The sequence below is a fragment of the Dactylosporangium fulvum genome (assembly GCF_025137375.1).
Classification (GTDB): Bacteria; Actinomycetota; Actinomycetes; order Mycobacteriales; family Micromonosporaceae; genus Dactylosporangium; species Dactylosporangium fulvum.
Map to the genome: position 1 here is coordinate 10,055,113 of NZ_CP073720.1, position 12,948 is coordinate 10,068,060.

General features: G+C 68.3%; 12 protein-coding genes. 4 read left to right on the forward strand and 8 right to left on the reverse strand.

The window, feature by feature from the left end:
- Nucleotides 1–9: 9 nt before the first annotated feature.
- Both Dfulv_RS46365 and Dfulv_RS46370 read left to right on the forward strand, forming a co-directional pair.
- On the forward strand, nt 10–1,425 hold the full coding sequence (locus tag Dfulv_RS46365; protein ID WP_259860167.1) for a tryptophanase: 1,416 nt from the start codon (nt 10–12) through the stop codon (nt 1,423–1,425).
- A 78-nt stretch (nt 1,426–1,503) separates the two neighbouring features.
- Nucleotides 1,504–2,769 (forward strand): styrene monooxygenase/indole monooxygenase family protein, encoded by a 1,266-nt coding sequence (locus Dfulv_RS46370; protein WP_259860168.1) that lies wholly within the window; start codon nt 1,504–1,506, stop codon nt 2,767–2,769.
- A 16-nt stretch (nt 2,770–2,785) separates the two neighbouring features.
- Here Dfulv_RS46370 and Dfulv_RS46375 read toward each other — a convergent pair whose 3' ends face one another.
- From Dfulv_RS46375 to Dfulv_RS46410, 8 genes are all read right to left on the reverse strand, one after another.
- Nucleotides 2,786–3,310: a GTP-binding protein gene (locus tag Dfulv_RS46375; RefSeq protein ID WP_259860169.1), complete on the reverse strand. Its 525-nt coding sequence runs from the start codon at nt 3,308–3,310 to the stop codon at nt 2,786–2,788.
- A gap of 45 nt (nt 3,311–3,355) precedes the next feature.
- Entirely contained in the window at nt 3,356–3,721 is a 366-nt protein-coding gene (locus tag Dfulv_RS46380) for a DUF742 domain-containing protein (RefSeq protein WP_259860170.1), read from the reverse strand.
- Nucleotides 3,711–4,148: a roadblock/LC7 domain-containing protein gene (locus Dfulv_RS46385; protein ID WP_259860171.1), complete on the reverse strand. Its 438-nt coding sequence runs from the start codon at nt 4,146–4,148 to the stop codon at nt 3,711–3,713. The genes Dfulv_RS46380 and Dfulv_RS46385 overlap by 11 nt, the downstream gene beginning before the upstream one ends.
- Complete coding sequence (locus Dfulv_RS46390; RefSeq protein ID WP_259860172.1) at nt 4,145–6,676, reverse strand: sensor histidine kinase; 2,532 nt, start codon at nt 6,674–6,676, stop codon at nt 4,145–4,147. Before Dfulv_RS46390 ends, Dfulv_RS46385 begins: the two co-directional genes overlap by 4 nt.
- Nucleotides 6,677–7,482: 806 nt before the next feature.
- A complete protein-coding gene (locus tag Dfulv_RS46395) occupies nt 7,483–8,673 on the reverse strand; it encodes an ABC transporter permease (protein ID WP_259860173.1) in 1,191 nt (396 codons plus the stop codon).
- Nucleotides 8,670–9,377, reverse strand: a complete 708-nt coding sequence (locus Dfulv_RS46400) for an ABC transporter ATP-binding protein (RefSeq protein ID WP_425552955.1) — start codon at nt 9,375–9,377, stop codon at nt 8,670–8,672. Before Dfulv_RS46400 ends, Dfulv_RS46395 begins: the two co-directional genes overlap by 4 nt.
- A gap of 5 nt (nt 9,378–9,382) precedes the next feature.
- Nucleotides 9,383–10,432 carry an efflux RND transporter periplasmic adaptor subunit gene (locus tag Dfulv_RS46405; protein ID WP_259860175.1) on the reverse strand — a complete coding sequence of 350 codons (1,050 nt, stop codon included), beginning with the start codon at nt 10,430–10,432 and terminating at the stop codon, nt 9,383–9,385.
- Between the two features lie 26 nt (nt 10,433–10,458).
- On the reverse strand, nt 10,459–10,953 hold the full coding sequence (locus tag Dfulv_RS46410) for a hypothetical protein (protein WP_259860176.1): 495 nt from the start codon (nt 10,951–10,953) through the stop codon (nt 10,459–10,461).
- 153 nt (nt 10,954–11,106) lie between these two features.
- Here Dfulv_RS46410 and Dfulv_RS46415 point away from each other — a divergent pair, with 153 nt between their 5' ends.
- Nucleotides 11,107–11,766, forward strand: coding sequence for a response regulator transcription factor (locus Dfulv_RS46415; protein WP_259860177.1), 660 nt, complete (start codon nt 11,107–11,109; stop codon nt 11,764–11,766).
- The gene (locus Dfulv_RS46420) at nt 11,763–12,944 is read left to right on the forward strand and encodes a sensor histidine kinase (protein ID WP_259860178.1); all 1,182 of its coding nucleotides are present in this window, start codon (nt 11,763–11,765) and stop codon (nt 12,942–12,944) included. The genes Dfulv_RS46415 and Dfulv_RS46420 overlap by 4 nt, the downstream gene beginning before the upstream one ends.
- Nucleotides 12,945–12,948: the final 4 nt, after the last annotated feature.

Genomic DNA, 12,948 nt, shown 5'->3' on the forward strand with positions numbered 1-12,948 from the left:
AGCGAAGCTATGCTCACAGGCCCGGCCAAACTGCCGCCGCCATACCGGATCAAGGTCGTCGAACCGATTCCCTTCCTCAGCGCCGACGAGCGCCGACTGGCCTTGGCGGAGGCCGGCCACAACCCGTTCAATCTGCGCGCCGACCAGATCACCATCGACCTGCTCTCCGACTCGGGCACAGGCGCCACCTCGGCTGCGCAGGAAGCCGCCGCCGCACTCGGCGACGAGTCCTACGCGGGGGCCCGATCCTGGTTCCGGTTCCGCGACGAGGTCCGTGACCTCACCGGCTATCCACACATCCTGCCGGTTCACCAGGGCCGGGCCGGCGAGCGGATCCTGTTCAGCAGCCTGCTGAAACCCGGCCAGATCTGCATCAGCAACACCCACTTCGACACCACCCACGCCAACGTCAAACTGGCCGGCGCCGAACCACGGGACCTGCCGTGCCCCGAAGCGGCCGACCTCGACAGTGACGAACCGTTCAAGGGCAACATCGACCTTGCCGCACTGGAACGAGTCCTGACCGGCCCCGAGGGACACCGCGTCGGGCTGGTCCTGGTGACCATCACCAACAACGGCCTCGGTGCGCAGCCGGTATCCATGGCCAACCTCGAGGCCGTCCGGGAGCTATGCCAGCGCCACGCCGTGCCGTTCTTTTTGGACGCGGCGCGGTTCGCGGAAAACGCCTGGCTGGTCCGCGAACGGGAGCCGGCCTACAGCGACTGGACACCGCGGCAGATCGCCACCCGCGCTTTCCAGCTCGCTGACGGATGCGTGGTGTCCTTGAAGAAGGACGGATTGACGGCGATCGGCGGACTCATCGGCCTACGTGACGACGAGCTGCATGCCACGTGTGAGGCGAACCTGATCGCCACCGAAGGGTTCAGCACCTACGGCGGGCTGGCCGGCCACGACCTCGAACGACTCGCCCAAGGGCTGAAGGAGGTCGTCGACCCGGCATACCTGCAGTCCCGCGCCGCATCCACCGCACGACTGGCCCAGATGATCAACGATGCCGGCGTGGACACCATCCAGCCGCCCGGCATCCACGCCCTGTACCTCAACGCCGGCAGGCTGCTGCCCCACCTGGCGCCGCACGAGTTCCCCGGGCACTCCCTCGGGTGTCAGCTGTATCTCGACGGTGGCATCCGCTGCGCCGAGCTCGGGTCGCTGTATCTGGGCGGCATGGACGACGAGCACCGACTCGTCACCCCCGCGCCCTTCGAGCTCGTGCGGTTGGCGATCCCACGCCGGGTCTACACCGACGCGCACTTTGAGTACGTGGCATCAGTGCTCGCCGACATCGCCAAGGAACCCGAGCGGGTCCGCGGCTATCGGATCGTCTCGTCACCACCCCTGCTGCGGCACTTCAAGGTACGGCTGGAACCGCTCGCGGCGGGACCGACCGCCGGAGCCGTGGCATAGCCGGAAGTTCAAGGCGGTCCTGGAGACCGCTCCTGTACATGCCGACCAAGAGACCTCGACCCTGCAAAGGATGCAGCGATGCGCAGAATCCTGATTGTGGGCGCGGGCCAGTGCGGGCTGCTGCTCGGCCACGGCCTGCTTCGCGCAGGCGATTACGACGTGACCATCCTGTCGGCACGGACCCCCGACGAGCTTCGCCGGTCCCGGCCGACATCGACCCAAGTCATGTTCGGCCCAGCGGTGGCCGTCGAACAGCGACTCGGGCTCGATCTGTGGGCCGGCGACACACCCGACATCGCCGGGCTGCATTGGACCGTCGCGGCGCCACCCGGCGGCGACCGCCTGGACATCTACGGTGCCCTGGATACGCCGGCGCGCAGCACCGACCAGCGGGTCAAGATGGCCGGCTGGCTGGAGCTTTTCGAGGAACTCGGCGGAACCGTCCACACCAAGGAAGCGGCCATCGGCGATCTCGACGAGATCGCCGAGTCCGGCCACTACGACCTGATCGTCATCGCCGCCGGCCGCGGCGACCTGACCGCGCTGTTCGACCGGGATCCCTCCCGCTCCCCGTACACCACACCGCAGCGCGGCCTGGCCGCCGCCTACGTCCACGGCATGGGCCGCGACCCGGACACCGACCTGTGGCCCAACGTCACGTTCACGGTGCTGCCCGGCGCCGGCGAGCTGATCCTGATCCCGGCGCTGACCACAACGGGGCAGTGCGACATCCTGTTCTGGGAGGCCGTCCCCGGCGGGCCGCTGGACGTGTTCGGCGACCGTCCCGGCCCGGACGAACATCTGACGCGGGCGGTCGGACTGATCCGCGAACACACTCCGTGGCTGTACGAGCGTTGTGCCCACCTGGAGTTGACCGACCCCCACGCCACCCTGACCGGCCGCTTCACCCCCACCGTGCGGCGGCCGATCGGCGAACTGCCCTCGGGCGGGCTGGTCTTGGGGGCCGCCGACGTGCTCGTCACCAACGACCCCGTCGTCGCGCAGGGCGCCAACGCCGCCGCACGGTGTGCCGCCGCCTACCTGGCCGCGATCCTCGACCACGGTGACGATCCGTTCGACCGTGACTGGATGCACAACACCTTCGAACGGTTCTGGGCGGACACCGCCGAGCGGGTGACCAACCTGACCAACGGGATGCTCCAGCCGCCGCCCGAACACGTCCAACGCATCCTCGCCACGGCGGCGCGGCACCCTGAGGTGGCCAGCCGCCTCGCCAACGGGTTCGCCGACCCGAACAGCCTCACCGACTGGTTCATGACCCCGGACGGCGCCGACCGCTACCTCAGCCAGGTCGCAGCCCACGCCGGCCAGCTGGCGGTGTGAGCTTTCGAGTCACCGATCAACTGACCGGCATGCGCGCCATCGCGTGCCGAACCAGGGTGATCAATGCCTGCTTGCTGGATGCCTTGTCGCGGGCATCGACCCACAGGAACGGAACGGAGGGATCGAGCTCCAGGGCAGCGCGAATCTCCTCCTGGCTGTACAGACACTCACCGAAGAACCGGTTGACGGCAACGACGAACGGTATACCCCGCCGCTCGAAAAAGTCGACGGCGGGGAAGCTGGTGCCGAGCCTTCTGGTGTCGACCAGCACGATCGCACCCACTGCGCCCTGCGCGAGTTCGTCCCACATGAACCAGAACCGGTCCTGCCCCGGCGTGCCGAACAGGTAGAGCACGACGTCGGGGCTGATGGTGATGCGTCCGAAGTCCAGGGCGACCGTGGTGTTCGTCTTGTCCTCGATGCCCGTTACGTCGTCTACGCCGACACTGGCCTGGGTGAGGACTTCCTCCGTGGTCAGTGGCGGAATCTCGCTGACCGAGGCGACCAACGTGGTCTTGCCGGTACCGAAGCCGCCTGCCACAACGACCTTGACTGATTGGCGATTCACGTATGTCAGTCCTCTTGCCTAGAGTCTTTCGAGGCCGGCAAGCACCGTTTCCAGCATCCGACGATCCACGATCGTCTGCTGCGCCGGAAATCCGATGCCGAGATACCCCTGCTCAAGGAGCACGTCAACCATGACTTTCATGATGGTGAGCGGGCAGTTCGCGTAGGCGGCGAGCTCAGCGATGGACATCCAGTTCGCGCACCGGCTGACGATGTCCTCATACTCCGGCTCTAGTCGTCTCGCGTTGGCCGGGATGGCGATGACCTGAGTGGCGAGGTCCAGGCTGTTGTTCCGTGGACTCGTCTTCCCGTTGACAAGGATGTACAGCGGGACGAGCCGCCCGCCCTCTGCCTCGTCGTCGCCGTCCCATACGTCATGCACCATGGCCCAGGCCAGGTTGACCGTTGCCCGCCAGCGCAGCCGAGCGTGCTTCGGTGCCGAGATACTCGCCGATGCGGGTCACCAGGCGACGCATCTCGTAGGCGACCGTGCCCATGTCGACAGCTGACTCGCACAGCACCGCCAGACGAGCGTTCGGCCCGGCAGCGGCGAGAAACAGGACCCGATCGTGGTACTCGATGACAACCTGGTCCACCGGGCCGCTGCCGATGCGTCGTCCCGTGCCCGCGGCAACGCTGTACATCGAAGACGACGCGGCGGCCAGGATCTCCGCGGTGTCCTGCGGCAGCGACGTGGATTTCTGAATGATCAGCCCGTCGGTGGAGACGACGACCGCATCGCGAACATGCGGAACCTTGACAAGATCGTCCAGCAACCAGGTCAGGTCATTCTGCGGTGTTGAGTAGGTCATGCTTCCCCGCCTTGATCAGCGCTGGTGAAAGTGTTGCCGTTGCTCGCTGTCCGACCGTCGGACGGCGTCAATCCGGATCGTCCTCGCTGGTACCGCGTGTACCGGTCCCGGACGTCTTCCGGTGACTTCGCTGCCGTCGCCCCCTGTGCCCTGGTGTCTGGCGTGTCTTCCTCGCGCAGCTCGGGCGCGAGGTGTTGTTGGGGTTGGCGGTGCGGTAGCACCGGCCGGGTGGCGGCTTGCGGATTGGGCGGCTCGGTGCCCACCCCATACGCAGCGGACGACGCCCGTTGCCGGGGAGCTACGGCGCTTCCATTGGAAAAGTCGCTGCTCCTCACGCCGCCGGTGAGGTCGGCTCGGCGATGTGCGGCAGCGTGGACGACGTGGGGTTCACGGGGTTCCGGGATTGACCCGGTGGAGGCCGTCGGGGCGGCCGCGACGGTCGCGACCCCGGCCGCAGGGCGCAGGTCGTAGCGTCGGATGTCGTCGGGTCGAGCGGTCCTTGTCACGGCCGGATGAATGCCGGTATCGATCCTCTCAGCGGCAAGCGCGGCGGGCGACTCGGGCACGTCGGACACTTCGGGTTCGATGGACCCGGTGGTGACGAGCACCCGCTCAGGCAGCAGCACGATGGCCAACAGCCCGCCGTACGCGGACCTGCGGATACTGACCTGAACGCCGTCGCGCTTGGCCAGCTCGGCCACGACGTACAGGCCGACCTGGGTGCCACCCTTGAGCTCGGTCACGTCCGGAGTAGGCGCGGTGGCCAGCAGCTCGTTGGCGCGTTCCACGGCTTCTGCGTTCATGCCGACGCCGGCGTCTTCGATTTCCACCGCGACGCCGTGCGGAACCTCGACGCACGTGACCCAGACCGTTGTCGTCGGCGGGGAGAACGCCAGCGCGTTGTCCAGTAGCTCGGCCAAGAGGTGGACGGTTCCGGCGATGGCCGGCCCGACCAGTGCCACGTCAGGCGCGTCACGAAGCGTGATCCGCTGGTAGTGCTGCGTCTCGGCGAATGCCGCCAGTAGCACCCGACGCAGCGGCACCGGGTTCTTGAAACGCCGGCCGATCTGGCCACCGGCCAGGATGACGAGGTTCTCCAGGAAGCGCCGGGTCTGGTTGAGCTGGTGGTGGATGTCGAACAGCTGCGGGAGCACCTCCTCGTCACCGATCCGCTTCTGCAGGCCTTCGATCACCTGGAGGCCGCGTTGCAGAGGGCGCTGAGGGCGGCGCGCGACGCCCATGAGCATCGCGGTGCCGGCAGCCCGGGTCTTCGCCTCGTCGACGGCCGCACCCGCGGCAACGTGCAGCGACCGGTTGATGACGTCTGCGACCTGACCGATCTCGTCGCTTCCGTAGTCCTTGGTCGGTAGCTCGACCTCGAGGTCAACCGGTTCGCGCCGGCGCAGCCGGTCCATCATGGCGGGCAGCCGCTGATCGACCGTCTCGGCGGCGTCCCTGCCCAGCCGCGCCAAGCGCACGGACAGACCTTGGTCCACCAGTACCTGCGATTGACGGACCGCCCACAGGATCGCACCGATCGCGACACAGAGCGCGATCAGACTTCCCAGTGATGCGGCGAGCAGCTGATTGTTTCCGGTACGCAGGGTCTGGGCCGACACCTGGTCGGCTTCCAGAACGGTCAGATCGATCAGTTGGTCGGAGACCTGGCGGGTCAGCGCCTGCCAGCGAGCAGCGTCGACGGGCAGTGTGCGAGGCACGCCATTGCGCCACGGGCCGCTGGCGATGATCGCGTTCTCCGCGGCGACAAGCTGCTTCCACGCGTCACTCGCCGTGACGTCCTCATACCGCTGACGTACCTCCGGCTGCAGGTGTGGAGCAACGGTCGTCAGACCGAACCGATAGGCGCCCACCATATTGACGAATGCGAGATGGTCCTGGTCGCTGAGCGCGCGGGCCCCGAACGCGGCCTCGATCGCCGATCCGGCGCGGGACATCAGGTCGCTGGCCCGCCACACCTCGGTCGCCGCGATGCCCCCCTTGGTCGCCGTGGCGTCGGGCACCATCCGGGCCTGCGTGTCGAACAGGGCGGTGGCGGCATCAAGCAGCTGGTTGTAGAAGTCGTAGGCATCCTGGGCGTCGGCCGACTTGGCGTCGATCGTGCTTCGCACACCCGGAAGCTGGTCCAGGAAACCCGTCACCGCTTTCCACCGCGTCACGATGGACTGCGGAGCGTTGGCCAGCCCCGCATCAGCGACAGTACGCAGTTCCGCCAGGCGCTGATCGGTCTGCTGCCGTTGCTCAAGCAGCTCCTGCACGCCCCTCGACGGCTGGCTGAGGTAACCGACGCTCAGTCGCCGCTCCTGCTGGATCGACGCCAACGCGGAAACCGCCGGAATCGACACCTTGCGGACGCCGTTGGCGACCTCCCGGTTGTACCAACCTTGAAACACGAGATACCCGGACGCTACGAGCCACAGGGTCACTGCCACGACACCAGGGACGAGGACCAGCCTGATGATCCGCCGCTTGATGGACCGCTGTCGACCACCGCGCCGGTTCGACGCCATCGACTGATCGCGGCCATCTGAATCGTGCTGTCTGTTTGTGGGGTCGGCCACTTTTCGCGCCAACTCTCATCCAATCATAGGCAGCCCAAGGGGACGGCGGGCGACAATTGCTGGCCAACGCCGATACGGGTCCAACCCTACCGGTGCGGTCGGCGCTCGCACTACCCATCCGGCACTGTGCTGTATGGCTCCTTTGATTTGCGGTGGTCAGAGGCGATGCCGTCGCCATAAGGCCTCGACTTCCTTGCGGTCAGCCCAAACAGCACAGCAAGGTAACCAGTGGGCCGGCCCGACAAGGGACAATGTGGATGACGAGTTTAGCGACGATTCCCCCCGAATTGTGATTCGGTCTTCGTCGACCACCTGCAGCCTGAGCTGGTGTTTCCGTGCGACCCGGCCGCGTGGTCGGCCCTTGTACGGCGCCGGGCGGCTGCGCGTGCAGCCGGCCCAGGGTTCGCGAGTGGTGCTGCTGGATGGCGACCTGCCGCCGTCGCCGCGGTGAGCGGTTCCGTGGTTGACGCCGGATGCCGCCGGCCGGTGCCGCGCCGACCAGAAAACACAGCGCCTGCCTCTGTCCCGCCGACGGCGGGCAGTCATTTGCTCGAACGATGCGCGGTGCTCCCGGCCCGATGTCGACACCGGTGCTTTCATTGAAACGAGCAGCCTGTAGGCATGGCGATCTCACCGCATACGTTACTATAGTGTTCATAGGCGTATGACGATATGGGCATACTCCAATTATTACAGGTAGCTTACGGCGCCGCCCCGGACCGACCGCCGGGAGCCGAACCGCGCGGGCCGCCCCCTCAGCCGTTCAAGGCCGTCGTCGGCGGGATACGAGCCGCACGCGCGGCCGGGTAGAGCCCGGCTGCAGCGCCGATCACGAGCGTGGAGGCCAGTCCCACAACCACGGCCAGGAGAGGAACGACGATCGGCCAGTCGTTAAGCGGGGCGATCACCGTGGTGACCGCGGCGCCGAGGAGCGCGCCTATGACGCCGCCGAACGCGGAGAGGACGAGCGCCTCGGCGAGGAACTGGACACGGATGTGCGTCCGGGTCGCGCCGAGGGCGCGGCGCAAACCGACCTCCCGGTGGCGTTCGATGACGGAGATGATCATTGTGTTGGCGACGCCGATCCCGCCGACGAGGAGTGCGATGCCACCGAGCCCGACGAGCAGACCGGTGAAAGCCTGATCGATCGCGGCCTTCGCAGCGAGTGCGTCGGAGGGGCGTGAGACGCTCACATCGCTCGGGAACTGCGGTTGGACCGTGCCGGGCAGCAGGGAACGGACTCGGTCGAAGGCGCCCTCGGCCGACCGTGCGTAGACGGTCGACGGGTTGCCCTGCCATCCGAACAGCCTGGCCGCGACCGGGCCGCCGATCAGGGCGGAGGTGTCCAACTCGGGCGCCAGCGGCGACGCAGCCAGGATGCCGATCACAGTGAAGGACCGGCCGCCCAGCCACACCTGCACGCCCGGTTCCACCACGCCCAGCCGTTCGGCGGCGGTGGCGCCCAGGACGACGGATGGGAACGCCGCTGTGGCGGGATTCAGCCATGCGCCGGCGCTCAGCTCGCTCCGGGTGACATCGAGCAGGTCCAGGTCAGCCGCAACCACCTGGAGACCGCCGGTCGCCGACGGATCGATCAGCTCACTGCGGTACACGTGGAACGCCGGGAGCACCGCGATGCCGCTTGCCGCCTCGACGCCGTCGACGAGTCGGACTTTGCCGACGGTTTCGGGGGGCAATTTGGTCTGTTCCCCGAAGAGGTTCTTGGCCGGTTCGGCGCGCAAGAGATTGGTGCCCAGGCTGGTGAGCTGCTCGTTCACTCGCTGCTGGCTCGACGCCGAGATGCCGACCACCGCAAGCATCGCCGCGATGCCGATGGCGATGCCGAGTGCCGAGAGGACGGCGCGCAGCGGGCGGGCGCGCACTCCGGCAACCGCGAGGCGCGCGATGTCGGCTGGCAGCAGCGAGGAACGCGGGGTGCCGATCATGCGGCATGCTCCTCACTCTGGGCGGTCTCCCGCTTGTTGGCGCACGAGTCCGAGATGACCCGCCCGTCGCGCACCGCGATGCGCCGGGGGAAAACCGCAGCGAGTTCCGCGTCGTGGGTGATGACGACAACCGTCGTGCCCGAACTGTTCAGTTCGCGAAGCAGCGCGACGACCGAGGCGCCCGATTCCGAGTCCAGATTGCCGGTCGGTTCGTCCGCAAGCAGCAGCACCGGATCGCCGACGACGGCGCGAGCGATCGCGACCCTCTGGCGTTCACCGCCGGAGAGCTGGTTCGGCTTGTGGCCGGTGCGATGACCGAGGCCGACACGCTCCAGCGCGAGCCGGGCACGGCGGCGGCGCTCGGCTCGCGGGACGCCCGAGTAGAGCATTCCGTCCGCCACGATGTCGAGCGCCGCAACGCCCTCTGCCAGGTGGAACTGCTGGAACACGAATCCGATGCGATACGCCCGCAGCGCCGACAGTTCCGCGTCCGACATGCGCTGCACGTCCACCCCGGCGATCGTCGCCGAGCCTGCGGTCGGCCGGTCGAGGGTGCCGATCAGGTTCAGCAGCGTGGACTTGCCGGACCCGCTCGGGCCGACGACGGCCACGAGCTCACCCTGATCGATCGACAGGCTGACGCCCGCGCAAGCGAGTACCGACGGCTGGCCGTAGCTACGCTCGACACCGTCGAGCCGGATGATCTCGTTCATACCTTCGGGACCACCACCTTCTGCCCCGCCTCCAGCCCGTCGCCGGAGATCTCGACGCGGCCGCCCGCGAAGATCCCCCTCGTGACCGGGACGCGTCGGGTCGATCCCTTCTCGTCCACGACCTCGACGCCGAACCGCTCGTCATCCAGGGCGATCAGCGCGGCCACCGGGACGGACAGCACGTTCTCGCGAACCTCGGACGGGAAACCGACCGTCACGTTGGCCTGCTGCAGATCCCCCGCAGCGGCGGGATCGTCGAGCGCGACCAGGACGGGGATGCTGACGCTGCCGTCGCTCTCCTGCTGCGGCGTCTCCACGGAGGTGACCTTCCCCGTTGTCCGGGTCCCCTCCGGGAGCGTGATCTGCACGGCACCGCCGACCTTCGCCAGCTGCTGGCTGGTCAGGGGCAACTTCACGTTCACATGCTTCTGCAGGGTCGTCACCGACAGGATCGCCGCTCCGCCGCCCACGGACCCGCCGAGCTGCACCTTGACGTCCTGCACGCGTAGCTCGCCCCGGTCGAACACGATCCTGCCGAGGTCGATGCCGCCCGTGCGCTCCTGTCCGGTCGCCTTCTGCCAGGCGCGGATCGCCTCGGTCGTCGCCCAGCGGAACTTCCGATCGGGCTGCTCCTTGAAGAAGCCGAGAGCCGCGAGGTTCTCCTCGAGCTGCTGTACGTCCGGGCCGTCGCCCATACCCGACGCGAACGGCCGCCAGGCGGGGATCGTGCCGCGGAAGAGGAACACCGGGACGTTGTCCACGAGGAAGAGCGGCTTGCCGACACCGACGGTCGCGCCCGGCCGCGGCGCCGAGGTGAGCACGCCCGTGATCGTCGACCCGATGTCGTGCGGGTCGGCGAACTTGAGCGATCCGGTGGCTTTGACCGAGCCGGAAAGCGTTCCGCGCTCGATCACCGCCTCCGCGGCACGGGGGCGGCTGGTCGGTTCGGTGGAGGGCGCCGACCGGGCGATAGCGAACACGGCACCCCCGCCCAGTGCGAGGACGGCCGCCGCGGCGACGGCGATCCAGACGGTGCGCCGCCGCACGCGGGATGTGTGATCCGACACGGTCATCATGGGCCCACCAGCGTCCCCGGCGCCATGCCGCCGCCGCACTGCTCGACCACGCTTTGCGGCACGTCGCTCGGAACGCTCAGCGCCTCACCGGGCAGAGGATCCGGCACGTTCACGCCGTTCTTGCGGTAGCAGTTCGCCATCTCCAGCAGCGCGCGCTGCGCCTCCTTCTCGAACGCCTCCTTCTCCTCGTTCGTCAGCGGCGGCGGGTCGCCCACCTCGTCCCCACACTTCTGCATGACGTCCGCGGGTGCGCCGGGGGCGTTCTTGTTGCCGGCCCCGATGCCCGCGGCCGGGTCCTTGATGTCGTAGCCGTTGTCGCGCAAGCACTGGTTGAACTTGAGCGTCCACGCCTCGCGCGATGCGCTGGAGGGCTTGGACGAGGGGTCGCCTTTGCCGTCGGGCGCAGCGCAGCCGGCGAAGGCGAGGATCAGGAGCGGGACGGCGACGAGCGTCGCGAGTCTGCCGCCGCGACGGCGTGTGCGAGGTGTCATTCGGGTTCCTTCCTCTCGGGACACTCGTCTCGAGCGCCGCGCCCAGTCAACGAACCCGTGTGTTCTCGGAAGGTTCAGGGATTCCTTTACGCTCGCGTTAGGGCACGTCTGGTGAGGTTGACCAGGCGCAGTACAGCCGGGAAGGGGGTCGCCGTGCGCGTGCTGATCGTGGAGGACGAGGTCTACCTCGGCGAGGCGGTCCAGACCGGTCTGCGCCGGGGGTCGATCGCCGCCGATCTCGTGCACGACGGCGAGAGTGCGGTCGACGAGCTGCGCACGAACGACTACGACGTCGTGGTGCTTGACCGTGACATCCCCGGCCTGCATGGCGACGACGTCTGCGCGTGGGTGGTGGCGAACCGCCCGGACTGCCGCGTGCTGATGCTCACCGCCGCGAGCGGGCTCGGTGACAAGGTGAGCGGGTTCGAGCTCGGCGCCGACGACTACCTCGCCAAGCCCTTCGACTTCCCCGAGCTGGTGATGCGGCTACGCGCGCTCGAGCGGCGCCCGGCGCAGGGGCGGCCGCCGGTGCTGGAGAACGCCGGTGTGCGCCTGGATCCGTTCCGGTGCGAGGTGTACCGGGACGGCCGGCTGATTCGGCTCGCCCGCAAGGAGTTCGCGGTCCTCGACGTCCTGATGCGCGCGGAGGGCGGTGTGGTCAGCGCCGAGACGCTCCTGGAGAAGGCCTGGGACGCCAACGCCGATCCGTTCACCAATACGATCCGGGTGACGGTCTCGAACCTCCGCAAGCGCCTCGGGTCGCCGCCGGTGATCCACACCGTCCGCGGCAGCGGATACCGGTTCGGCGCATGACCGGGAAGACGCGACGATTCACCATCCGCGCGCGGCTGGCGGTCGCCATCGCCGTGCTGCTCGCGGTCATCGGTGCCCTCATGCTCGGCGTGGTGTACCTGTTCATGCGGTACGTACCTCTCTACTCCCTCACGCCGATGCAGGGCCTCGAAGCGCCCAGCAGCGTCCCGCAGGCCACGACCCACCCGTCCGCGGTCATCTCGAACACCGATCCGGCGTTCGCCGGGCCGGTGATCAGCAGTACGGACGACGTGTTCCGGCTGCTGCTGACGGCCTCCATCACCGCCTTCGTCGTGCTTGCCGTCGTCGGTGCCATCGCCGGATGGGTCATCGCCGGCAGGATGTTGCGGCCGCTGCAGGCGATCAACCGCGTGGCCAAGAGCGCGGCGTCGGGCGATCTCACCCAGCGCGTCAGCGGCGACGGACCGCACGACGAACTGCGCGATCTCGCGGAGACGCTCGACGACATGCTCTCGCGGCTGGAACGATCCGTCGGCGAGCATCAGCGTTTCGCCGCGAACGCCTCCCACGAGCTGCGCACCCCGATTGCGACCACGCAGACCCTGCTGGATGTTGCGCTCGCCGACCCGGACCTTGATCTGCCTGCGCTGCGCCGGACGGCGGAGCGGATCCGCGAGATAAACCAGCGCAACCGAGAGACGATCGAGTCTCTCCTGACGCTGGCCGACGCCGAGGGCGGACAGCTCCGCCAGGAGCGCGTGCGGCTCGACGCGCTCGTCCACGACGCCCTGCGCGCCGAGGAGTCCGCGGCAGAGGCACTCGGCCTCACCGTCGAGGCCGAACTGGTGCCGGCCACGCTCACCGGCGATCCGGCGCTCCTCCGACAGGCGGTGGCCAACCTCGTGCAGAACGCGGTACGGCACAACGTGCGAGACGGCCGCATCCGGATCACGGTGGACCGAACGTCGACGGACGTATGCCTCATCGTCGAGAACTCCGGCGCGGCGCTGTCCGAGGAACTCGTCGCCACGCTGACCGAGCCGTTCGTCCGCGGCCACGGTCGTGTGGCCGGTCCGGGCAGAGGACACGGTCTCGGACTGGCGCTCGCGCGCAGCGTGAGCGAGGCACACCACGCCCGGCTCGTCCTCCAAGCCCGCGACAAGGGCGGCCTCATTACCGAGGTCCGCTTCCCGGCGGACGATGACGGCCTCGCGTAGCCTG

Bases quoted from the DNA above. Each gene is read 5' to 3' on its own strand.
- Dfulv_RS46420 (WP_259860178.1), top strand. From the start codon at position 11,763: ATGACCGGGAAGACGCGACGATTCACCATCCGCGCGCGGCTGGCGGTC.
- Dfulv_RS46380 (WP_259860170.1), bottom strand. From the start codon at position 3,721: ATGGTGCATGACGTATGGGACGGCGACGACGAGGCAGAGGGCGGGCGG.
- Dfulv_RS46410 (WP_259860176.1), bottom strand. From the start codon at position 10,953: ATGACACCTCGCACACGCCGTCGCGGCGGCAGACTCGCGACGCTCGTC.
- Dfulv_RS46365 (WP_259860167.1), top strand. From the start codon at position 10: ATGCTCACAGGCCCGGCCAAACTGCCGCCGCCATACCGGATCAAGGTC.
- Dfulv_RS46370 (WP_259860168.1), top strand. From the start codon at position 1,504: ATGCGCAGAATCCTGATTGTGGGCGCGGGCCAGTGCGGGCTGCTGCTC.
- Dfulv_RS46390 (WP_259860172.1), bottom strand. From the start codon at position 6,676: ATGGCGTCGAACCGGCGCGGTGGTCGACAGCGGTCCATCAAGCGGCGG.
- Dfulv_RS46395 (WP_259860173.1), bottom strand. From the start codon at position 8,673: ATGATCGGCACCCCGCGTTCCTCGCTGCTGCCAGCCGACATCGCGCGC.
- Dfulv_RS46385 (WP_259860171.1), bottom strand. From the start codon at position 4,148: ATGACCTACTCAACACCGCAGAATGACCTGACCTGGTTGCTGGACGAT.